The following is a 21,393-nucleotide window of genomic DNA, read 5'->3' as shown; positions in this document are numbered from 1 at the left end:
CGCAGGCCATATGATAACCCGTAAGACTCACCCTTCGTTGTGCATCTCCAGGTTTTCGACTTCATTCTGCAACTGAACCGCTTTCGCATCATCATTACGCAGAGTATCCAGATAATCCAGATACCGCTGATCGACATCTTTGGTGACATAGATACCGTTGAACACCGAACATTCAAACTGCTGAATATCCGGATTCTCCGCACGAACCGCATCGATCAGATCGTTCAGGCCCTGGAAAATCAAGCCATCTGCGCCGATAAGCTGGCGGATCTCATCCACTTCACGGCCATGAGCAATCAGCTCATTAGCACTTGGCATATCAATGCCATACACGTTCGGAAAGCGAATTTCCGGCGCAGCAGAGGCCAGATACACTTTCTTCGCCCCGGCTTCACGCGCCATCTCAATAATCTGTTCTGACGTGGTGCCGCGCACGATGGAGTCATCAACCAGCAGCACGTTCTTATCGCGGAACTCAGCACGGTTGGCGTTCAGTTTACGCCGTACGGATTTACGACGCAGCTGCTGGCCAGGCATGATAAAGGTACGGCCCACATAGCGGTTTTTCACGAAGCCCTGGCGGTATGGCTTATCGAGGATGCGGGCAATTTCCAGCGCGATATCGCAGGAGGTTTCCGGAATAGGGATCACCACATCAATATCGAGATCTTCCCATTCACGGGCGATTTTCTCACCCAGTTTTCTCCCCATATTGACGCGGGCGCTATAGACGGAAATTTTGTCAATGAATGAGTCCGGCCGCGCAAAATACACGTACTCGAACAGGCATGGATTACTGACCGGGTTTTCCGCGCACTGGCGGGTAAACAACTGGCCTTTTTCTGTGATGTATATGGCTTCACCTGGCGCGACGTCACGCAGAAACTCAAAGCCCAGCGTATCCAGCGCCACGCTTTCCGACGCAACCATATACTCGGTGCGGCCATCGCCCACATCGCGCTTACCCAATACCAGCGGACGAATACCGTTCGGATCGCGGAAGGCAACCATACCGTGACCGATAATCATCGCCACGCAGGCGTAGGCGCCGCGAATCTGCCGGTTGGTCGCGGCAATCGCCGCAAAAATATTGTCGGCTTCCAGCGGGTAGTGGCGGAAATTGTCCAGCTCGCTGGCGAAGATATTGAGCAGGATTTCGGAATCGGAGGTGGTGTTGATATGGCGGCGTTTTTCTTCAAACAGTTTTTTACGCAGCTCGTGAGCGTTGGTCAGGTTACCGTTGTGCGCCAACGTCATGCCGTACGGCGAGTTAACATAGAAAGGCTGAGCCTCAGAGGCGCTGGAGCTGCCAGCCGTCGGGTAACGAACGTGACCAATCCCCATATTACCCTGCAAACGCTGCATATGGCGGGCTTCAAAAACATCGCTCACCAGACCGTTCGCCTTTCGCAAACGGAAACGGTTGTTCGCATCAATAGTGATGATGCCTGCGGCATCCTGCCCACGATGCTGAAGCACCGTTAACGCGTCATAAATCGACTGGTTTACCGGCATAACACCGGCGATACCGACAATACCGCACATACGTCTTTTCCTCGTTAAGCTACATCCCAACGCTTATGCTTTGGGCAAGAAACTTGACGAGCTCTGCAGATAGTCAAAGAACCATCTGATAACGAAACTGAACTGCGGGATCAGCTCAGACTTTTGCCAGTCTTCACTTTTCGCCATACTGGTAAAGCTATCGAGAAAGAACAACATCGCCGAGACGATTAGCACACCACGCAGGGCGCCAAAGCAGATCCCTAACACTCTATCGGTACCCGACAAGCCGGTTTTTTCCACCAGTTGACCGATCACAAAATTAACGATAGCGCCAACGATAAGCGTTGCGATAAACAGTATCGCGATAGCAATCCCATTTCGAACCAGTTCGTCTTCAAAGCCCGTGAACCAGACAGCCAGGTCAGTGTAGTAATGGCTGGCAACAAAGAAAGCGCATCCCCAGGTTACCAGAGATAAAGCTTCACGAACAAAGCCGCGGATCAGGCTAACCAAGCAGGAAAAACCGATCACCGCAATAATGGCGTAATCAATCCAGACCATATACGTCCCACGATTTTCACGCCCTGTCTTCCGGTTCGGGCGCATTCTAACAGAAAAAGAAAACGTTTGCGTAGGGATTTCCATACCCTACAGAAATAAAAATGGCGCTGAAAAAACATTCAACGCCATACCGCCTTACACCCCTTCAGCGGAGGCTGTTCACAGATTACACTCTTCTCAGCTAAAAAGAGAATAGGGTTAGTTCGGACTGTAGGTCATCACCACGCCGCTGAGTCCTGAAAGCTGCTTCAGCTTGCCAAGCTGCCCCTTCAGCTTTTCTTTCGAGGTATCCGGCCCCACCAGAATGCGCGTGATTTTCCCCTGCACCGGCGTCGAAGGCACCGTGTAGACAGTAAACCCGGAGGCGCGCAGCTTGCCGACAATCTCATTGACCTTATCGGCGTTCTTCAGCGCGCCCAACTGCACAACATAAGCTTTACCGGTCGGCGCCGGAATTTCAGCCGGCTTCTGCGGCTGTGGTTTCTCGACCGGCTTAGGCTGAGGTTTCGGTTCAGGTTTAGGTGCAGGCTGAGGTTTCGGTGGAGATTGAGGTTGCGATTTTGCCGTCACAACCGGCTCCTGCGCCACATCAAAACTGTTACTGTTCACCGGGATCCGCGACGGATCGAGCGATGGCGCCGCGGCATCCCCGGCTCTCACCTCTTCCGCCGCCCCTTCCGGAGGCTGTGAAGGCAACGCCTGCGTCGCCGCTGGCAGCATATCCGGCTCATCGCGATCCCCCGGTTTTGGTACCAGCGGAATGGCCGCAAACTCATCCTGATAGTGTTTTTTCTGACCATCCAGCAGCCCTGGCAGGATAATCACCCCCAGCGCCACCAGCACGATCGTCCCGACTAAACGGTTCTGAAACTTACTGGCCACCGATTCTCCCCGCGTCTATCTCTTCCATTACATGCGCCACCGTATGGAATGAACCACACACCAGCACCGTATCTTCTGGTCTGGCATCAGCCATCGCCGCATGCCACGCCTGCGCGACGCTGGTATAGACCTGGCCTGCGCGCAAATGTTCCATCAGTTGTGCCGCCGTGGCGCCACGCGGCCCTTCCAGCGGCGCACAGTACCAGTCGTCAACTTCCGCTTTCAGGTTTTCCAGCGTACCCGCGATATCCTTGTCATGCAGCATACCAATCACCGCCAGTACGCGCCCCGTTTTCCCTGAGGTTTTGAGACGCCCGGCGAGGTAAGCCGCCGCGTGTGGATTATGCGCAACATCCAGGATCACCCGTGGAGTATCGCTGATTATCTGAAAGCGCCCCGGAAGCATCGCATTTTGAATCCCCTCGCGAATCGCCTGCTCGTCAACCTTAAGCCCGCTGGCGCGCAGGGCGGCAAGCGCGGTCGCGGCATTCGGCAGAGGTACCTGCGGCAGCGGCAGATTGGCCAGTGTGCCGCGCCGATCGCTGAACGACCAGCTCTGCGCGGCTGTTTTATAATGCCAGTCAACATCGCGGCGCTGCAGATACGCGCCTTTTTCACTGGCAACCCCGGCGATAGTCAGCGGCATATCCGGTTCACCAACAATAGCTGGCTTCCGGGCGCGAAAAATACCCGCCTTTTCACGGCCAATGCTTTCGCGATCCGGCCCCAGCCAGTCCGTATGATCGAGCGCAATACTGGTCACCACCGCCACATCGGCATCGACGATATTGGTCGCGTCAAGGCGGCCGCCAAGTCCAACCTCCAGAATCACCACGTCGAGTTGCGCCTGCTGAAACAGCCACAGTGCCGAAAGGGTACCAAATTCAAAATAGCTAAGGGAAATCTCGCCGCGCGCGGCTTCAATTTCCGCAAAAGAGGCCGTATGCGCGAGTTCCGGCAGTTCCTCGCCCTGCACCCGCACCCGCTCGGTATAGCGCACCAGATGCGGCGAACTGTAGACGCCAACCTTATAACCCGCCGCCATCAGTACCGATTCCAGGGTACGGCAGGTGGTTCCTTTGCCGTTGGTTCCCGCTACCGTAAAGATAAACGGCGCGGGTTTTAATACTGACATCCGCTTCGCCACTTCGCTGACACGCGCCAGCCCGAGGTCAATCGCTTTACTGTGCAGATGTTCCAGATAAGAAAGCCACGTTGCCAGGGGCGACGCGGCCTGAGGAATAGGTTGTTTTTCCATGATATCCGGCAAGAGTTAAGATAACTACGCGTAAAAAAAAGGGCAGCGCCGTCAGGCCCGCCCTCTGTATCATCAGGCCTCGGGTTCCTGATCCGGCACCGCTGGCACCACTTCGCCTTCCGGCGCAAGCTGCGGATTTGGCGTCGGGAGGTTCATCAGCTTCGCCAGAATACTGGCCAGCTTCAGGCGCATTTCCGGGCGACGAACGATCATATCGATCGCCCCTTTCTCAATCAGAAACTCACTGCGCTGGAATCCCGGCGGCAGTTTCTCACGCACGGTCTGTTCGATAACGCGGGGACCCGCAAAACCGATCAGTGCTTTTGGCTCAGCGATGTTGAGATCGCCCAGCATGGCAAAGCTCGCCGATACCCCGCCCATCGTCGGATCGGTCAGCACGGAGATATACGGCAGCCCGCGCTCCTGCATTTTCGCCAGCGCCGCGGAGGTTTTCGCCATCTGCATCAGCGACATCAGCGCTTCCTGCATACGCGCGCCGCCAGAGGCCGAGAAGCAAATCAGCGGACAGTGGTCTTCCAGAGCCTGTTCGACCGCACGCACAAAACGCGCGCCGACCACAGACCCCATTGATCCTCCCATAAAGGAGAACTCAAAAGCAGCGGCAACAACCGGCATTTCATGCAGGGTGCCTTTCATGACCACCAGCGCGTCTTTTTCGCCAGTCTCTTTCTGGGCTGATGCCAGACGGTCTTTATACTTTTTCGAATCGCGGAACTTCAGCACATCTTTTGGCTCGAGCTCGCTTCCCAGCTCCACAAGAGAACCTTCGTCCAGCAGGCTATGCAGGCGATTGCGCGCCGACATGCGCATATGGTGATCGCACTTAGGGCAAACCTCCAGGTTGCGCTCCAGCTCTGCCCGGTACAATACCTGACCGCAACTGTCGCACTTGGTCCATACACCTTCAGGGATACTCGCCTTACGGGTGGGGGTTATATTGCTTTTAATTCGTTCAATCCAGCTCATTGATAACCTTTCTACCAGAACCTGGTCGATGCCAGTTTTGTCGCAAGGGGCGCATAATGCCATTTTTGCCCCTTACAGACCATGAATGTTGCACATTAAATCATAACATCCCGTAACATGGGATAAAAAAGTGGTCGAACCGCTCACACTTTACTCTTCGGACGACAGTGTACCGACCGAAGAAATTCACCGCGTTATTTCGCCTGTTTCGCCGCTGCCCGCTTGTGACGGATGACTTCAATCACGCCTGGCAGTACCGAAAGGATGATAATCGCCACAATCAGCAGCTTCAGATTTTCCTGTACGATCGGCAAATCGCCAAACAGATAGCCTGCGTAAGTAAACAACAGTACCCACAGCAACGCGCCAGCCACGTTATACATCGCGAAATGCCGATAGGACATATGCCCCATCCCCGCGACAAATGGCGCAAAAGTTCTGACGATCGGCACGAAACGCGCCAGAATAATCGTTTTCCCGCCATGGCGCTCGTAGAAACGATGCGTTTTGTCCAGATAGCTGCGGCGGAAGATTTTAGAATGAGGATTGCTGAATAGCTTTTCGCCAAAAAGCCGACCAATAGTGTAGTTCAGCGCATCGCCGGCAACTGCGGCAATCACCATCAATAACACCATTAAATGCACATTGAGATCGTTGGTCGGTAGCGCTGACAGCGCCCCTGCCACAAACAGCAGAGAATCTCCGGGCAGGAAAGGCGTTACCACCAGACCGGTTTCACAGAACAAAATCAAAAACAGAATCGCGTATACCCAGATACCGTATTGCGCAACCAGTTCAGCCAGATGCACATCAATATGCAGGATAAAATCAATTAAAAAATGAATCAGATCCATAATTTGCGTTAGCCCTTAATAACTCCATTCATCATATCTCAAACTGCATGCGCGTTGGCTGCGGCGTATCCGGTCCATCTATGCGCCGCCTTCCTGCTGGCGCCGTCGCGTGTTTATCATGCTGCTCGAATGACGTCGAGTATGTATTAGTCCGCCAAAAACAGCGGGCCCATCGGCATGACCGGCAGGTCGTAGCGGGCCGGATAATCCACCGATACCAGATACAATCCCTCGGCCTTTGCCGTTGCGGCGGCAAGCGTCCGGTCTTTTGCCGCCAGAAGTTCTGCAATCCAGCTCTCTGGCTGGTTACCGGCACCTACTTCCATCAGGCTGCCGACAATATTCCTTACCATATGATGTACAAAGGCATTCGCTTTGATATCCACCACCACATAAGCGCCATAACGCGCGACGTTAATGTGCATCACGTTACGCCACGGCGTACGCGACTGGCACTGCACCGCCCGAAACGAAGTGAAATCATTCTCTCCCAGCAGACACTGGGCGGCGCGATGCATCCGCCCGGCATCCAGAGGAAGATAATAATGGGTGACGCCGCGGCTCAATATCGCCGGGCGCAAACGATGATTATAGATAACATAACGATAACGGCGCGCCGTGGCGCTGAAACGGGCGTGAAAGTCTTCCGGCACTGCCTTAACCCAGCGTACCGCGATATCGCCAGGTAAATTTGCATTAACCCCCAGCGTCCATGCCGCGTCTTTACGCAGCGCGCGGGTTTCAAAATGCACCACCTGCCCGGTGCCATGAACACCGGCGTCAGTACGCCCCGCGCAAAAGACGTTAACCGGCTCATTGGCCACCTGCGACAACGCCTTTTCCAGTTTTTCCTGTACGCTACGGACTTCGTTCTGCCGCTGCCAGCCATAATACTTGCTGCCGTCATACTCAATGCCCAGCGCAATTTTATAGACCGGCTGTTCCATCCCGGACATCAGTAGAGATACTCCTGAACCAGCTTCTCAGCAATTTTCACCGCAACCAGCGCGCCGCCAAAGCGAACATTATCGGCAACGGACCAGAACTGTACCTGCTCAGGCATACCGTAATCATTATGAACACACCCCACTGAAAGACGGGCGTTGCCGGATGCATCGCCCACCTGGGTCGGGAATTCGCTCTCCTCGGACAGCTCGATATCTTCGCCGCGGCCAAAAGCATCGCGCGCTTCTTCCGCCGCCAGCGGGCGTTGCGCTTCAAAGCTGACCATCTGCGCGTGGCCGTAGAACACCGGAGACTGGACAACGCTGGCGGAAATCATCAGACCGTCATCCTGCAGAATTTTACGTGCTTCATCGACAATACGGCGCTCTTCGCGCACGCTACCTTCACGATCGGGCAGCAATGGCAACATGTTGAATGCCAGTTGACGACCAAAGAAATCGTCTTCATCGATCGGCATACCATTCAGTAATTTGGCGCTTTGGCCAGCCAGCGCATCGACCGCCTTTTTCCCCTGTGCGGAAGCGGAAAGCAGGCTGGTTACGCTGATACGCGACAGACCGCCTTGATCGATCAACGGTTTCAACGCCGACAATAGCTGGCTGGTCAGGCTGTTTGGTACCGCGATAACATTGCGATTGCGGTAATCCGCAAGGACAAACGGATTCACATCCGGCACCACCAGCGGCACATCCGGCTCCAGCGCGAACAGGCCGCTTAAATCAATTACCAGGCAGCCCGCCTGAGTGGCCTCTTCGATATACGTCGCGGTTGCTTCAACACCGGCGGCAAAAAAGGCCAGTTGGGCCAGAGTCCAGTCAAATTCGGCAGCATCCTGAACGACAACCGACTTACCGGAAAAACGCAGATGTTCACCAGCGCTGTCACCCCGCGCCAGCGCATAAATATCCCCCACCGGGAACTGACGTTCGGCAAGAGTTTCGAGCAAGGCTTCGCCTACGGCGCCCGTTGCGCCCAGTACGGCAATATTCCAGCCTTCAGACATGGTGGTGTACTCCAGAAAAAAGCGCCCCTGCCGGCGTATCCGGCAGGCGCATTAAGATGATATTAACGAATCGGATGATGTACGGCATTAAAGCCCAGCTGACGCAACAGCGTCGCCGCCTGAGCATCGCTGCACTGTACGTACAACGACGACCATTCACGGCGTTCCTGATAATTTTTACGCAGCTTGTCGAACTCGCCCGCGACATCAGCGACTTTTCGCAACAGCGCATCATCGCGGCGCACATCATACACCAAATGAACCAGTCGTTTTAACGTTGCCTGATCGAGCGGTCCGTGCAACGTAATACGGCCAAACTCCGGTGCCGGTAGCAGCGTATCCAGCGCCACCTGCTGCGGATGACCGATAAACGCGCTATAGGCTTCAAAAACCTGGGTCGTGCCGCGCGCTTTCCCTTCCAGGGTATAGCCGGCAATGTGCGGTGTGCCAAGATCAACCCGCTTGAGCAATTCAGTATTCAGGTCCGGCTCCGGCTCCCAGACGTCCAGCACCACGCTTAACGGCGGGTTTTCCTCCAGGCATTTGAGCAGTGCGTCGTTATCCACCACCGCGCCGCGGCAGGCATTGATTAAAATCGCCCCCGGTTTCAGACGGCGAATCAGCGCCTCATCCGCCATGTGCAGCGTTTTATACTGCCCCTCTTTATATAGCGGCGTATGAAAGGTCAGAATATCCGCTTCCTGCACCAGCTCATCAAGGGGGCGGAAATCGCCCTCATCTCCGCGATCGGCACGCGGCGGATCGCAAAGCAGGGTTTTAATCCCCAGCGCCTCAAAGCGCTTCTGCAAACGCCCGCCGACGTTGCCGACGCCGACGATGCCAACCGTGCGATCGCGGAGCATAAAACCATCGCGTTCGGCCAGCATTAACAGCGCTGAAAACACATACTCCACCACCGCTATCGCGTTGCAGCCCGGCGCGGCGGAAAAACCGATCCCCGCCTGCGCCAGCCATTCCTGATCAACATGATCGGTGCCCGCGGTGGCGGTGCCGACGAATTTTATAGCCTTGCCGTCGAGCAGCGCCTGATTAACTTTAGTGACGGAACGAACCATCAGCGCATCGGCATCGTTTAACGCGTCGACCGGGACAGGACGACCCGCAACGGCCTTCACTTCCCCCAGACGGCTAAAAAGCTCACGCGCGTAGGGCATATTTTCATCAACAAGGATTTTCACGATTCAGTACCTGTCTGAGAGCGAGTGTAAACCGGGGAAGTGTGCCATAATCTTGCCGCCAGGAACATCATCCCCCGGCCCTTAGTACAGCAATTTAGTACAGTAATACGGAAAGGATTAGTCATGACGCAACCCGTTTCAGGTATGTCCGATCGCCCTCCGGAGACAGGCGAACCTCCGCTCACCATGCAGCAACGCACCGTACTCGAGCGCCAGATTACGCGCCTGGTGGCGTTAACATCGCAGCAAAATGCGGAAGTGTGGGCCGGTGTCAAACACGATCTGGGCCTGAAGAGTGATGCGCCGCTGTTGGCAAACCATTTTACGGCCGCGGAAAATAGCCTGAATCAACGCTTAATCCTTGCACAACAAAATCATCACCGGCGGCAGGTCCTGGCGCAACTGAGCGAACGGCTTAACCAGGGCAACACTCGCCAGGCGGTCAGCGATTATATTCGTCAACATGACGGGCAGACTTCACTGCACGCACTCACTCAGCCGCAGCTGGAAAATGTGCTGCAATTACTGCAAAGCGGCCAGCTCTCGATTCCTCAGCCTCAGCAGCGCCCGCCAACGCACCGCCCGCTGCTGCCTGCGGAACACAACACGCTCAATCAGCAGGTGACCAAACTTGCCGCCGCCACCGGTGAATCCAGTAAGCTCATCTGGCAGTCCATGCTGGAGCTCAGCGGCGTAAAAAGCGGGGAGCTGATCCCGGCTACCCACTTCACCCCGCTCTCATACTGGCTACACGCCCGGCAAACGCTCAGCACGCAGGCGGCGCCAACGCTGACCTCGTTACAGGCCGCATTAAAACAGCCGCTTGAAGCGGCAGAGTGGCAAAAAGTGATGAGTTTTGCCCAAACCAGCTGGCACGTGACAGCGCAAACACCGCTAAGCGCGGCACAGTTGCTGACCCTGCTTAACAAAATCTTTGTTCTCAGAGTCGCCAGAGCACAGGAGACACTGACCATTCCCCCGGTTCAGTCTCCCCCCGCCTCGCCCAGACGGGTATTCAAAAAACCGTGGGTCATCGCGCTGACGCTGATCGTACTACTCATCCTGCTGTGGTTGATGATGTAAAACCATCATCCCCCCGTATGCCGGACCAGGGTACTCGCCTGGTGGCGCAATGACAGTAGCGTCACCACAATCCCCAGAACAGCGCATATCGCTGCGGCCAGGAAGACGGAAGAGTAGCCTAAAGAAGTCGCCAGCAGCCCGGTAAGCGGCCCCGTCACGCCATAAGAGATGTCCTGAAACGCGGCATAACCGCCAAGCGCAGTGCCGCGCACCTGGGGCGGCACCCGCTTCACGACCTCTACCCCCAGCGCCGGGAAGATAAGCGAACAGCCGCAGCCGGTTAGCGCGGCCCCCGCCAGAGCCACCCAGGCATTTGGCGCCAGCCAAAGCAGCGTCAACCCTATCGCTTCGATCAGCAGCGAAACGGTGGCGACCTTCACGCCGCCAAAACGATCCGGCATCCAGCCAAACAGCACGCGCATCAGCACAAACGCCCCGCCAAACGCGGTTAACGTAAAACCGGCCATCGCCCAGCCATTGCTGGCAAAATAGAGCGAAATGAATGTGCCTATCGCGGCGAAACCCACTCCCTGCAGCCCAAGTCCAATACCTGCCCGCCAGATCATCCCCACAACGCTCCACAGCGACGGGCGCTCGCCACCGTGAGCCGGTATTTTTGGCACCGTACCGTTGATCGCCCATGCGACTAACGGCAACAGCATGGTGACGCAGGCCAGCACAGGGATACCATAATGGCTGTAGATTAACAGTCCCAACGGGGCCCCTGTCGCTAGCGAGCCATATATTGCCATACCATTCCACGACATCACCTTACCGGAACGCGATGGCCCCACCAGCCCCATGCCCCAGCTCAGGTTACCCGTCAGCAGTTGGCTTTCGCCAAACCCAAGAATCAGACGCCCGACAATCAGTATGCCAAACTTCGCCAAAACCGATACCGGCAACAGCGCAGCGCACAGCCAGGCGCCGCCCGCCAGCGCACAGGCCAGCATCCCCTGGAGTACGGAGCGCTTCGCGCCATACTGATCCGCCAGGCGACCGGCATAGCCGCGAGTTAACACGGTTGCCAGAAACTGGATACCTACGGCGATACCCACCATAGTGTTGCCAAAGCCCAGTTCCTGATGGACAAACAAAGGGATCACGGTCAGCGGCAGACCGACGGTCATATAGGTCAGGAAAATGGCAAGCGTGATACGAAATAACGAACCGTTCGCTGAAGAGGAGATTTTGGTTTTCATTACTGCAGACATGCTTTACTCCAGTTCGCAGAGTAAGGCGGGGTAATAGCCACGCCTTCTCCACCTGATTGTCAGGATTAAGGCGCGTTGGATGACGTTAAACGCTTACGCATTATCGGAGAGAATAATGTTGTGGCAGGAGTTTGCCTGCAGACGCAAGGGTCTGTCAACAGGATAAAAAAGGAGCCGACTGGCTCCTTTCAGATTGCTGACAAAGTGCGTTTTTCCGGAATTGCCCGGCGGCGCTTCGCTTGCGCGGGCCTACGAAAAACCCATAACATGATGATATTATTGGTTTTGTATACCAGATAAGGCGATAGCCGCCACCCGGCAGAAATGCGAGCACAATATCTAAATCAGGTTTGTCATCAGCCTCAAAGGAGCCGACTGGCTCCTTTTTCAACGATGGCAGGTTATGCCTTGTATTTGCGCATCACCAGCGTGGCGTTGGTGCCGCCAAAACCGAAGCTGTTAGACATAACCGTCGTCAGCGCACGTTCTGTCGGCTCGGTCACGATGTTCAGCCCTGCAGCCTGCTCGTCCAACTCTTCAATGTTGATGCTCGGGGCGATAAAACTGTGTTCCAGCATCAGCAGCGAGTAGATAGCTTCCTGCACGCCTGCAGCGCCCAGGGAGTGGCCGGTCATCGCTTTTGTGGCGGAGATTGCCGGGCTGTTATCACCGAAGACTTCGCGAATCGCGCCCAGCTCTTTCACATCGCCAACCGGCGTGGAAGTCCCGTGAGAGTTCAGATAATCGATAGGAGTATCAACGCCGTGCATCGCCATCTTCATGCAGCGCACCGCGCCTTCGCCGGATGGCGCAACCATATCCGCACCGTCGGACGTTGCGCCGTAACCAACAATTTCAGCATAGATATGCGCACCGCGCGCCAGAGCGTGTTCCAGCTCTTCAACGACAACCATACCGCCGCCGCCGGCGATAACAAAACCGTCACGATGGGTATCATAGGTACGGGAGGCTTTTGCTGGTGTTTGGTTGTACTTGGTGGATAATGCGCCCATCGCGTCGAATTCACAGGCCATTTCCCAGCACAGCTCTTCGCCGCCGCCAGCAAACACGATGTCCTGTTTGCCCAGCTGGATTTGTTCAACCGCATTGCCGATACAGTGAGCGGAAGTCGCACATGCGGAGCTGATGGAGTAGTTCACGCCGTGGATTTTGAAAGGTGTCGCGAGGCAAGCGGACACCGCAGATGCCATCGCTTTGGTCACCACATAAGGCCCCACGGCTTTCAGACCACGCGGACTACGCATTGCGTCAGCGCCGAAAACCTGAGATTTAGAAGAACCGCCAGAACCGGCAATCAGGCCCACACGCGGGTTGTTCTGATAAACCTCGTCTTTCAGGCCAGCATCTTCGATCGCCTGCTGCATGGAGAGATAGGAATAGATAGAGGCATCGTTCATGAAACGAACCACTTTGCGGTCAATCATACCGGCTGTGTCCAGCTTGACGTTACCCCATACGTGGCTACGCATTCCTGAATCTTTAAATTCTTCAGAGAAAGTGATCCCGGAGCGTCCTTCACGCAGAGATGCCAGGACTTCCTGCTGGTTATTACCAATGCTGGAAACGATGCCCAGGCCAGTAATCACTGCACGTTTCATTCAATACCTCTGTAAGTCACACTATATTAAGTTTCGTGTCGCACAATAGCGTACACTTGTACGCCGAACAAGTCCGATCAGACAATTTATGTATAAATTTGCGCCTCCCGGCACACATCGTTAAGATCGTGCTACACCTTGTGATTCGAGTAACTTACGTGAAACAAAACGCTATACAACCTGCCAGGCTGGAATTCAATGCTGAGGGTACACCTGTTTCCCGAGATTTCGACGACGTCTACTTTTCCAATGACAACGGTCTGGAAGAGACACGCTACGTTTTTCTCGGCGCTAACCAGATCAACGAACGTTTTCCCGTTCATCCGCGCCCGTTATTTATTGTCGCCGAAAGCGGATTCGGCACTGGCCTTAACTTCCTCACGCTCTGGCAGGCGTTTGACGTTTTTCACCGCGATAACCCTGACGCTACCCTGCAAAGATTACATTTCATCAGTTTTGAAAAATTTCCTCTGCAAGCGGAAGACCTGCGTCTGGCGCATCAGCGCTGGCCAGAGCTGGTGCCATGGGCGGAACAGCTTCAGGCGCAGTGGCCGTTGCCGATCGCAGGCTGTCATCGCCTGCTGCTGGATAACGGGCGCGTAACCCTTGATTTGTGGTTTGGCGATATCAACGAACTGACCGACGAGCTGGATGATTCACTGAATCAGCAGGTAGATGCATGGTTCCTTGACGGCTTTGCCCCGGCGAAAAACCCGGATATGTGGACGCCGACGCTCTTTTCCGCCATGGCCCGCCTGGCGAGACCTGGCGGCACCCTGGCCACCTTTACCTCCGCCGGTTTTGTTCGTCGTGGGCTACAGGAAGTCGGGTTCAGCATGCGGAAGCGCAAAGGGTTTGGCCGCAAGCGTGAAATGCTTACCGGCGAAATGGCGCAAACGCTGACCTTCCCTTTGCGTACGCCATGGTTCTCCCGTCGCGGAACGGAACTGCGCGAGGCGGCGATTATCGGTGGGGGGATCGCCAGCGCCCTGCTCTCTCTGGCGCTGCTGCGCCGTGGATGGCAGGTTACGTTATATTGCGCCGACAGCGCTCCGGCGGAAGGCGCTTCCGGCAACCGTCAGGGCGCGCTTTATCCGCTGCTAAGCCAACACGATCCGGCGCTGGCCCGTTTTTTTCCGGCGGCGTTTACTTTTGCCCGCCGCCTGTACGACATGCTTCCGGTGCCGTTTGAGCATGACTGGTGCGGTGTTACCCAGTTGGGTTGGGATGAAAAAAGCGCGCAGAAAATTGCCCAGATGCTCACCCTTAACCTGCCCCAGGAAATCGCCGTTGCTGTAAACGCGCAGACTACAGCAGACATCACCGGCGTGGAAACCGGCTGCGGAGGGATAAGCTATCCCGCTGGCGGCTGGCTCTGCCCACAACAGCTAACCGCCGAGATTCTCTCCCTCGCCGCCACCCAGGGATTACGTGTTCACTACAATTTCCCCGTTGAGACTATCAGCGCTGATGGTAACGGCTGGCAATTGAACCAGCGGCAGTACCATGAGATCGTGGTGCTGGCGAATGGCCATCAGGTAACCCGTTTCGTCCAGACGGCGCATCTCCCGATGTATCCGGTTGCCGGGCAGGTCAGCCATATTCCCACCACGGCAGGGTTATCACAATTGCGTCAGGTCCTGTGCTACGACGGCTATCTGACGCCGCAAAATCCGCATAATCAACAGCACTGCATTGGTGCGAGCTATCATCGCGGGGAGACGAATACGGATTTCAGCCCGGAAGATCAGCGACAGAATCGTCAACGCCTGATTGACTGTTTCCCACTGGCAGAATGGGCACAGGAGGTGGATATCAGCGCAAACGAGGCCCGTTGCGCCGTGCGCTGTGCCACGCGCGATCATTTACCAATGGTCGGAAATGTGCCCGATTATGACGCCACCTTACGTGAGTATGCCTCGCTGGTTGAACATCCTGAGCAGGCCGGAGAAGCACCGGTTCACCGCAATCTGTATATGCTGGGGGCTCTGGGTTCACGCGGTTTATGTTCCGCGCCTCTGGCGGCGGAGATTCTGGCGGCGCAAATGAGTGAGGAGCCGTTACCGATGGACAGGGAAACGTTAGCGGCGCTGAATCCAAATCGTTTGTGGGTAAGAAAGCTGCTGAGAGGCAAAGCGGTAAAATAATTGAGGAAAGCTGAATCCGAGCTAAGGCTGAGGCGAACAACACACCGGTATCAGATATTGTGGCCCACATTTACTACGCCGGATGGCGGCTGCGCCTTATTCGGTCGACATGACCTTCTGCATCCGGCGACGTAAGCCCGTGCAGCGCACGCTGCCGGGCAATTCCAAAAGACTGCACTTTGTCAGCAATCTGGCTGAAGCTGTAACTCGCTTAATCGACCAGCATCAAAGCCCGGTCAGGTGAAAACCGGGCTTCGTCAAAAAAGGAACCTACGACCGCACCGCCTGCTGATACAAATTATCCCACATACTCTGCACCAGAATCTGATCCGGTGGAGAAAGCTCCCCCGCGCTGATGGCTTTTTCCAGACTCTGGCTCACCTTACTATGTACTGCTTCCACGCTATGTTCACCCTCACCCTCCAGTTCGGCCACCGCCAGCGTCAGATGGCCGCGCAGATAACCGCCAGCAAACAGTTCATCATCGCTGGCGTGGTCTACCATATTGTCAATTAACGCCAGAATGCGTGATTCAAACTCCGCGATCATCTTCTTTCCTCATTTATCGATAAGTGTGGCCTTAGCGCAGGTCTTCCGGCCACGGGAATTGTTCCGCCGTCAAAGGTGGCGTTTGATAATATTGCTGTAACGCTTTAATGAAACGCGCCGGACGTTCGGGTATCCCCTGCGCCAGATAAATCATGACCTGAGCATGTACCCGCCGCTGAAAAGCAATGCGATCGGGTTCGAAATCCCCCTCCAGGTTGTCACAACTGACGTTGAACGGATAGCCCGCCGCCACGCAAAACAGCCACTCTAGCGCCTGAGGCTTCACCTCAACGTCTTCAAATTTAGACTGGGTCATCGCATCGCGGCCATCCGGGCAGTACCAGTAGCCAAAATCCACCAGCTCACGGCGCGCCTTTCCGGCGATGCACCAGTGCGAAATCTCATGCAGTCCGCTGGCATAAAACCCGTGAGCAAAAACGATGCGGTGGTACGGCGCATCATCATCTGCCGGAAGGTAGATTGGCTCATCGTCGCCTTTAATCAGACGGGTATTAAAATCATCAGCAAAACAGCCGTCGAAAATAGCGATCAGCTGTTCATATTTATGCGTGCTGTTCATTAATGCATTCCCAGCCAATTAAGGATCTCCTGTCCGTGGCTGCTATAAAGAAGTTTTGCACTCATCACCGCCGAGACCACAACGATCATCGGCCTAATCAGCGATTGTCCTTTACTCAGAACCAGCCGTGAGCCCGCTCGGGCTCCAATAAATTGCCCGGCCATCATCACAAAACCCGTCGCCCAGATCACCTTGCCGCCAATAATAAACAGCAGCAGCCCTCCCATGTTAGAGGTCGCATTAAGCAATTTAGCGTGGGCGGTCGATTTCGCCAGATTGAAACCCGCCAGCGAGACAAACGCCAGCGCGTAGAAAGAGCCTGCGCCAGGGCCAAAAAAGCCATCATAAAAACCCACGCAGCCGCCAGCAACCAGCGCAAACGGCAGGCCATACAGACGCCGCTGCCGATCGTTTTCGCCTAATTTTGGCATCAGCAGAAAATAGAGGCCTATACCGATAATCAGAATCGGCAAAATCTGCTTAAGGATATCGGACTGAACGTGCTGAACCAGCAGCGCACCGCTGGTAGAACCGAGAAAAGTCATCAGAATATTGAGCTTCTGATCGGCCAGATTCACCACTTTGCGACGGATAAAATACAGCGAAGCGGACAGCGAGCCGCCGCACGCCTGTAGCTTGTTGGTCGCCAGCGCCTGCGCGGGAGGAAGACCCGCCGCCATCAACGCCGGTACGGTTAACAACCCGCCGCCGCCCGCCAGTGAATCAATAAACCCTGCCATTACCGCCACAAAGAACAGCATGCCCAATACTGTCGGTGACACCATAAAGAGATTGATAAAACTATCCATTAAAGAACATGCTCATCCAGTAGTACCTGGCATGAAGGCGGCAACGGTGGCGGCGTCTTCTTCACAGGAGGGGTTGAGGGGGGTTTTGGGGGTTCAAACCAGCTTTGTAATTCGGCACCGCAACCATCGCCAGCCGGAGGAGGCGCCTGGTCTTCACACTCGTAGCTATCCGCCGGACAACGCAGGCGCACATGCATATGCGCGCGATGCTGGAACCACGGGCGCACTTTGCGTAACCAGCCGCGATCGCTCCCGGCATCAAGACATAGCTGCTGCTTGATCGCCGGGTTAACGAAAATGCGCGTCACTTCGCTATCTTCCGCCGCCATTTTAATCAGTTCACTGATTTGCGGACGCCACAAAGACGGCACCACGTGTTTGCCATCGCGAGCGACCAGATCCAACGCCTGCGGTTTCAGAAGTTGCGCGGAACTCCAGCGCCTCTGCGGAAGCTGGAGAAATATATCGACATCCAGTCCGGACTGGTGGCTGGCATGGCCGCCGTTGAAACGGCCACCGGCTGGCATTCCCATGTCGCCAATCAGCACCGTTCCCATGCCTTTATTGTGTACCTGATTGCTCAGACGCTGAATAAACTGCACGAGATTCGGATGGCCGAAGTAGCGCCGCTGATCGGTACGCATCACCTGATAGCTGCTGGAGTTTAACGGCAGCGCTTGCGCGCCGACGATGCAACCATTAGCGAACGCGCCAATTGACTGCGGCTTGCCGCTGATGGGGTGCGTGATTTTCTGCCACGGCGTCGCGGCCAGGCAGGTAGCGCTGGCCAATAAGGCCAGCAGTGCGATAACGGTTTTTTTCATCGGTTACCAGCGTGGGATTGATGTCGCCACGTCGCCATTTTGCGCGCGCTGACGCATGAAGTGATCCATTAACACAATCGCCAGCATCGCTTCGGCAATGGGTACCGCGCGAATACCAACGCAAGGATCGTGACGCCCTTTGGTGATCATCTCGCTCTCTTCGCCAAAGCGGTTAATCGTACGCCCAGGAACGGTAATGCTGGAAGTCGGCTTCAGCGCGATATTGGCAACAATCTGCTGGCCGCTGCTGATACCGCCGAGAACGCCGCCCGCATGGTTGCTCTGGAAACCTGATTTAGTAATTTCATCGCGATTCTCGCTTCCGCGAAGTTTTACCACATCAAAACCATCGCCAATTTCCACGCCCTTGACCGCATTGATGCTCATCAGCGCATGCGCAATATCTGCATCCAGGCGGTCAAACACCGGCTCGCCCAGGCCCGGAGGAACACCATCAGCCACCACGGTCACTTTCGCCCCGATAGAGTCGCCCTCTTTTTTCAGCCCGCGCATCAGTTCATCAAGCGCGGTGATTTTGTCCGGGTCCGCGCAGAAGAACGGGTTCAGTTCAACCTGATCCCACTCTTTTATCGCCAGCGGAATATCCCCCATCTGGGTCAGGCAGCCGCGAATGACGATACCCAATTTCTCGGAGAGGAATTTTTTGGCAATCGCCCCGGCAGCCACACGCATAGCGGTTTCTCGCGCAGAAGAACGACCGCCGCCGCGATAATCGCGCAGGCCATATTTCTGCTCATAGGTGTAATCGGCGTGCCCGGGACGGAAAAGATCCTTAATGGCGCCATAGTCCTGAGAACGCTGGTCGGTATTCTCAATCAGCAGACCAATGCTGGTGCCGGTTGTCACGCCTTCAAACACGCCGGAGAGGATCTTCACCTGATCCGGTTCGCGGCGCTGGGTGGTATAGCGCGACGTTCCCGGACGGCGACGGTCGAGATCGTGCTGGAGATCGGCTTCGGTCAGCGAGATGCCTGGCGGCACGCCGTCAACGATGCAGCCCAGCGCCAGACCGTGCGACTCACCGAAAGTCGTCACGCGAAAGAGTTGTCCAATTGTGTTTCCTGCCATCACGGCTCCATTATTGTCGTTATGTTTGCGTGTTGTTTTAGTCTTTATAGATGCCGAAATGCGCGCGGGCGGCAATCAGCTGCGGTTTGCTCAGCATAAAGACGCCATCGCCGCCATTTTCAAATTCCAGCCAGGTAAATGGAACGTCAGGATACTGCTCCATCAGATGTACCATGCTGTTACCCACTTCACAAATCAGGATACCGTCATCGCTGAGATAATCCGGCGCGCAGGCGAGGATGCGACGGGTCAACTTCAGGCCGTCGCTACCGGAAGCCAGTCCGAGAACCGGTTCATGGCGATATTCCCCCGGCAGGTCAGACATATCTTCTTCATCAACATAAGGCGGATTGGTGACGATCAGATCGTACTGCACCTTCGGCAGATCGCGGAAGAGATCGGAGCGGATCGGCGTAACGTGATGAATTAAGCCGTGATCTTCCACGTTCTGTTCTGTAACGGCCAGCGCGTCAGGAGAGATATCAACCGCATCGACTTCCGCTTCCGGGAAAGCGTATGCGCAGGCGATAGCGATACAGCCGCTGCCGGTGCACATGTCGAGGATGTGTTGAGGCGAGTGGTCAATCAACCCCGCAAACCGGTTATTAATCAGCTCGCCAATCGGTGAACGGGGCACCAGCACGCGCTCATCCACATAAAATTCATGGCCGCAGAACCAGGCTTTGTTGGTCAGATAGGCAACCGGAATGCGCTCGTTAATACGGCGAATGACGCGCTCAACAATACGGTGTTTTTCGCTGGAGGTCAGACGCGCGGTGCGCATATCTTCCGGAATATCAAGGGGCAGATATAGCGACGGCATAACCAGTTGCACCGCTTCATCCCACGGATTATCGGTGCCGTGTCCGTACCAGATATTTGCAGCGCTGAAGCGGCTTACCGCCCAACGCAGCATGTCCTGAATGGTATGAAGCTCATTAACGGCCTCATCAATAAAAATTTTATCCACGCTCTCCCCCAGGGCACGCTCTGCTATAAATTCGGCGGCTAGTTTGCCATGAAGACGGGGATAAATCAGCATTCTTACGTCAGGCTGAAGGGGAAAAATAGGTTTTCCTTGCCTGAATGTACGGCGAGTCGGGTAAACTAACAGCAAAGAAACAATGAGATCAGGTAATGAAAAAGAAAACATCGCTAAGTAAGGAGGATCAGGCATTGTTCCGGCAACTGATGGCCGGTACGCGTCAGATTAAGCAGGACACCATTGTTCACCGCCCGCTGCGCAAGAAGGTGAGTGAAGTAGCGCCAAAGCGTCTGCTCCAGGAGCAGGCAGACAATAGTCACTACTTTTCCGATGAGTTTCAGCCGCTGCTGAATACTGAAGGAGCGGTTAAGTACGTGCGCTCAGACGTCAGCCACTTTGAACTGAAAAAACTACGCCGCGGCGATTATTCGCCGGAGCTGTTTCTCGACCTGCACGGTCTGACCCAGCAACAAGCCAAACAGGAACTGGGAGCGTTGATCGCCGCCTGCCGCCGGGAACATGTGTTCTGCGCCAGCGTGATGCACGGGCATGGAAAGCATATTCTCAAACAGCAAACACCGCTATGGCTGGCGCAGCATCCGCATATTATGGCCTTTCATCAGGCGCCAAAAGAGTACGGCGGGAACGCCGCACTGCTGATACTGATCGAAGTTGAAGAGTGGCAACCACCGGAACTTCCGTAATACATCAGCCCCGGCGGGAATCAGATAGCTTTCGCCATCTTCAAATTGAAGGGACTCACTTGCCAGTTAAATATACCTTTACCGTCATCATCAAGTGTGACGCAGGCAATCGCCGAGGTGGCGAACATCGGCGGCGTTTCTCCCGGGCACAGCTCTGAAACGAGGTAGCCGACGAGCGGCAGGTGAGACACGACCAACGCCGTTGCCACCCCCTCATTTGCCAGCGCCTGAAGATAAGCACTGACGATACCAACATCGCCGCACGGCGTCAGTTCCGGCATGACGTCGACATCTTTTGGCAGACTCATGCACTCCCTGACGATCTCCAGCGTCTGTTCCGCACGCAGGTAGGGACTGACCAGAACCCGCTCAATATCCACTTTTTGGCTTTTCAGCCAGGTTGCCATCTGATGCGACTCATCGCAACCACAGACGGTTAATGGACGAACCGAGTCACTGGCTGCATCGAGGGCAGCGTCGCCGTGACGCATGATAAAAACTTGCATATTGCACCGCTTTTGTTAACCAGAAGCACCGCTGTCTTACCCGCGCAGACAATACACGGGCGACCCGG

General features: G+C 55.4%; 21 protein-coding genes. 3 read left to right on the top strand and 18 right to left on the bottom strand.

What is annotated here, in order from left to right:
- Positions 1-27: 27 nt before the first annotated feature.
- The 9 genes from purF to pdxB form a co-directional block, all read right to left on the bottom strand.
- Positions 28-1,545 (bottom strand): amidophosphoribosyltransferase, encoded by a 1,518-nt coding sequence (gene purF, locus ABK821_RS10445; protein WP_138361400.1) that lies wholly within the window; start codon positions 1,543-1,545, stop codon positions 28-30.
- A gap of 33 nt (positions 1,546-1,578) precedes the next feature.
- Positions 1,579-2,067, bottom strand: a complete 489-nt coding sequence (cvpA, locus tag ABK821_RS10440; protein WP_138361401.1) for a colicin V production protein — start codon at positions 2,065-2,067, stop codon at positions 1,579-1,581.
- A gap of 198 nt (positions 2,068-2,265) precedes the next feature.
- Complete coding sequence (dedD, locus tag ABK821_RS10435) at positions 2,266-2,949, bottom strand: cell division protein DedD (protein ID WP_138361402.1); 684 nt, start codon at positions 2,947-2,949, stop codon at positions 2,266-2,268.
- Positions 2,939-4,207, bottom strand: a complete 1,269-nt coding sequence (folC, locus tag ABK821_RS10430; protein WP_138361403.1) for a bifunctional tetrahydrofolate synthase/dihydrofolate synthase — start codon at positions 4,205-4,207, stop codon at positions 2,939-2,941. The genes dedD and folC overlap by 11 nt, the downstream gene beginning before the upstream one ends.
- 72 nt (positions 4,208-4,279) lie before the next feature.
- Positions 4,280-5,194 carry an acetyl-CoA carboxylase, carboxyltransferase subunit beta gene (accD, locus tag ABK821_RS10425; protein ID WP_138361459.1) on the bottom strand — a complete coding sequence of 305 codons (915 nt, stop codon included), beginning with the start codon at positions 5,192-5,194 and terminating at the stop codon, positions 4,280-4,282.
- Positions 5,195-5,388: 194 nt separating this feature from the next.
- Entirely contained in the window at positions 5,389-6,048 is a 660-nt protein-coding gene (locus ABK821_RS10420) for a DedA family protein (RefSeq protein ID WP_138361404.1), read from the bottom strand.
- Between the two features lie 146 nt (positions 6,049-6,194).
- Entirely contained in the window at positions 6,195-7,004 is an 810-nt protein-coding gene (gene truA / locus ABK821_RS10415) for a tRNA pseudouridine(38-40) synthase TruA (protein ID WP_138361405.1), read from the bottom strand.
- The gene (locus tag ABK821_RS10410) at positions 7,004-8,017 is read right to left on the bottom strand and encodes an aspartate-semialdehyde dehydrogenase (RefSeq protein WP_138361406.1); all 1,014 of its coding nucleotides are present in this window, start codon (positions 8,015-8,017) and stop codon (positions 7,004-7,006) included. The genes truA and ABK821_RS10410 overlap by 1 nt, the downstream gene beginning before the upstream one ends.
- Positions 8,018-8,079: 62 nt before the next feature.
- A complete protein-coding gene (gene pdxB / locus ABK821_RS10405; protein WP_138361407.1) occupies positions 8,080-9,216 on the bottom strand; it encodes a 4-phosphoerythronate dehydrogenase PdxB in 1,137 nt (378 codons plus the stop codon).
- A 123-nt stretch (positions 9,217-9,339) separates the two neighbouring features.
- Between pdxB and flk the strand changes: the two genes are divergently transcribed.
- Positions 9,340-10,299, top strand: coding sequence for a flagella biosynthesis regulator Flk (flk, locus tag ABK821_RS10400; RefSeq protein ID WP_308560963.1), 960 nt, complete (start codon positions 9,340-9,342; stop codon positions 10,297-10,299).
- 5 nt (positions 10,300-10,304) lie between these two features.
- On the opposite strand, the gene ABK821_RS10395 is transcribed toward flk, so the two are convergent.
- A complete protein-coding gene (locus tag ABK821_RS10395) occupies positions 10,305-11,513 on the bottom strand; it encodes an MFS transporter (protein ID WP_308560965.1) in 1,209 nt (402 codons plus the stop codon).
- Between the two features lie 401 nt (positions 11,514-11,914).
- Entirely contained in the window at positions 11,915-13,132 is a 1,218-nt protein-coding gene (gene fabB / locus ABK821_RS10390) for a beta-ketoacyl-ACP synthase I (protein WP_343178237.1), read from the bottom strand.
- A gap of 158 nt (positions 13,133-13,290) precedes the next feature.
- Here fabB and mnmC point away from each other — a divergent pair, with 158 nt between their 5' ends.
- On the top strand, positions 13,291-15,279 hold the full coding sequence (gene mnmC / locus ABK821_RS10385) for a bifunctional tRNA (5-methylaminomethyl-2-thiouridine)(34)-methyltransferase MnmD/FAD-dependent 5-carboxymethylaminomethyl-2-thiouridine(34) oxidoreductase MnmC (protein WP_138361411.1): 1,989 nt from the start codon (positions 13,291-13,293) through the stop codon (positions 15,277-15,279).
- A 270-nt stretch (positions 15,280-15,549) separates the two neighbouring features.
- On the opposite strand, the gene ABK821_RS10380 is transcribed toward mnmC, so the two are convergent.
- From ABK821_RS10380 to prmB, 6 genes are read right to left on the bottom strand one after another with little or no spacing between them, the layout of a single operon-like run.
- Positions 15,550-15,828: a YfcL family protein gene (locus ABK821_RS10380; protein WP_138361412.1), complete on the bottom strand. Its 279-nt coding sequence runs from the start codon at positions 15,826-15,828 to the stop codon at positions 15,550-15,552.
- A 31-nt stretch (positions 15,829-15,859) separates the two neighbouring features.
- Positions 15,860-16,408 carry an elongation factor P hydroxylase gene (locus ABK821_RS10375; RefSeq protein ID WP_138361413.1) on the bottom strand — a complete coding sequence of 183 codons (549 nt, stop codon included), beginning with the start codon at positions 16,406-16,408 and terminating at the stop codon, positions 15,860-15,862.
- The gene (locus ABK821_RS10370; RefSeq protein WP_138361414.1) at positions 16,408-17,217 is read right to left on the bottom strand and encodes a sulfite exporter TauE/SafE family protein; all 810 of its coding nucleotides are present in this window, start codon (positions 17,215-17,217) and stop codon (positions 16,408-16,410) included. The genes ABK821_RS10375 and ABK821_RS10370 overlap by 1 nt, the downstream gene beginning before the upstream one ends.
- Positions 17,217-18,041: a penicillin-insensitive murein endopeptidase gene (mepA, locus tag ABK821_RS10365; protein ID WP_138361415.1), complete on the bottom strand. Its 825-nt coding sequence runs from the start codon at positions 18,039-18,041 to the stop codon at positions 17,217-17,219. Before mepA ends, ABK821_RS10370 begins: the two co-directional genes overlap by 1 nt.
- Positions 18,042-18,044: 3 nt before the next feature.
- Complete coding sequence (gene aroC, locus ABK821_RS10360) at positions 18,045-19,130, bottom strand: chorismate synthase (protein ID WP_138361416.1); 1,086 nt, start codon at positions 19,128-19,130, stop codon at positions 18,045-18,047.
- 37 nt (positions 19,131-19,167) lie between these two features.
- Positions 19,168-20,100, bottom strand: a complete 933-nt coding sequence (gene prmB, locus ABK821_RS10355; protein WP_138361417.1) for a 50S ribosomal protein L3 N(5)-glutamine methyltransferase — start codon at positions 20,098-20,100, stop codon at positions 19,168-19,170.
- Between the two features lie 167 nt (positions 20,101-20,267).
- Between prmB and smrB the strand changes: the two genes are divergently transcribed.
- A complete protein-coding gene (smrB, locus tag ABK821_RS10350; protein ID WP_138361418.1) occupies positions 20,268-20,819 on the top strand; it encodes an endonuclease SmrB in 552 nt (183 codons plus the stop codon).
- 20 nt (positions 20,820-20,839) lie between these two features.
- On the opposite strand, the gene sixA is transcribed toward smrB, so the two are convergent.
- Positions 20,840-21,325, bottom strand: a complete 486-nt coding sequence (gene sixA, locus ABK821_RS10345) for a phosphohistidine phosphatase SixA (RefSeq protein WP_138361419.1) — start codon at positions 21,323-21,325, stop codon at positions 20,840-20,842.
- Positions 21,326-21,393 lie beyond the last annotated feature (68 nt).

Origin of the sequence: Klebsiella sp. KE9456, from assembly GCF_043832615.1 — a bacterium.
GTDB lineage: Bacteria > Pseudomonadota > Gammaproteobacteria > Enterobacterales > Enterobacteriaceae > Klebsiella > Klebsiella indica.
The sequence above is the reverse complement of the archived record's forward strand: the minus strand, read 5'-3'. Positions and strand labels throughout refer to the sequence as shown.

Bases quoted from the DNA above. Each gene is read 5' to 3' on its own strand.
- sixA (WP_138361419.1), bottom strand. From the start codon at position 21,325: ATGCAAGTTTTTATCATGCGTCACGGCGACGCTGCCCTCGATGCAGCC.
- ABK821_RS10410 (WP_138361406.1), bottom strand. From the start codon at position 8,017: ATGTCTGAAGGCTGGAATATTGCCGTACTGGGCGCAACGGGCGCCGTA.
- ABK821_RS10395 (WP_308560965.1), bottom strand. From the start codon at position 11,513: ATGTCTGCAGTAATGAAAACCAAAATCTCCTCTTCAGCGAACGGTTCG.
- fabB (WP_343178237.1), bottom strand. From the start codon at position 13,132: ATGAAACGTGCAGTGATTACTGGCCTGGGCATCGTTTCCAGCATTGGT.
- accD (WP_138361459.1), bottom strand. From the start codon at position 5,194: ATGAGCTGGATTGAACGAATTAAAAGCAATATAACCCCCACCCGTAAG.
- smrB (WP_138361418.1), top strand. From the start codon at position 20,268: ATGAAAAAGAAAACATCGCTAAGTAAGGAGGATCAGGCATTGTTCCGG.
- ABK821_RS10420 (WP_138361404.1), bottom strand. From the start codon at position 6,048: ATGGATCTGATTCATTTTTTAATTGATTTTATCCTGCATATTGATGTG.
- ABK821_RS10375 (WP_138361413.1), bottom strand. From the start codon at position 16,408: ATGAACAGCACGCATAAATATGAACAGCTGATCGCTATTTTCGACGGC.
- aroC (WP_138361416.1), bottom strand. From the start codon at position 19,130: ATGGCAGGAAACACAATTGGACAACTCTTTCGCGTGACGACTTTCGGT.
- folC (WP_138361403.1), bottom strand. From the start codon at position 4,207: ATGGAAAAACAACCTATTCCTCAGGCCGCGTCGCCCCTGGCAACGTGG.
- cvpA (WP_138361401.1), bottom strand. From the start codon at position 2,067: ATGGTCTGGATTGATTACGCCATTATTGCGGTGATCGGTTTTTCCTGC.
- mepA (WP_138361415.1), bottom strand. From the start codon at position 18,041: ATGAAAAAAACCGTTATCGCACTGCTGGCCTTATTGGCCAGCGCTACC.
- ABK821_RS10380 (WP_138361412.1), bottom strand. From the start codon at position 15,828: ATGATCGCGGAGTTTGAATCACGCATTCTGGCGTTAATTGACAATATG.
- purF (WP_138361400.1), bottom strand. From the start codon at position 1,545: ATGTGCGGTATTGTCGGTATCGCCGGTGTTATGCCGGTAAACCAGTCG.
- truA (WP_138361405.1), bottom strand. From the start codon at position 7,004: ATGTCCGGGATGGAACAGCCGGTCTATAAAATTGCGCTGGGCATTGAG.
- ABK821_RS10370 (WP_138361414.1), bottom strand. From the start codon at position 17,217: ATGGATAGTTTTATCAATCTCTTTATGGTGTCACCGACAGTATTGGGC.
- flk (WP_308560963.1), top strand. From the start codon at position 9,340: ATGACGCAACCCGTTTCAGGTATGTCCGATCGCCCTCCGGAGACAGGC.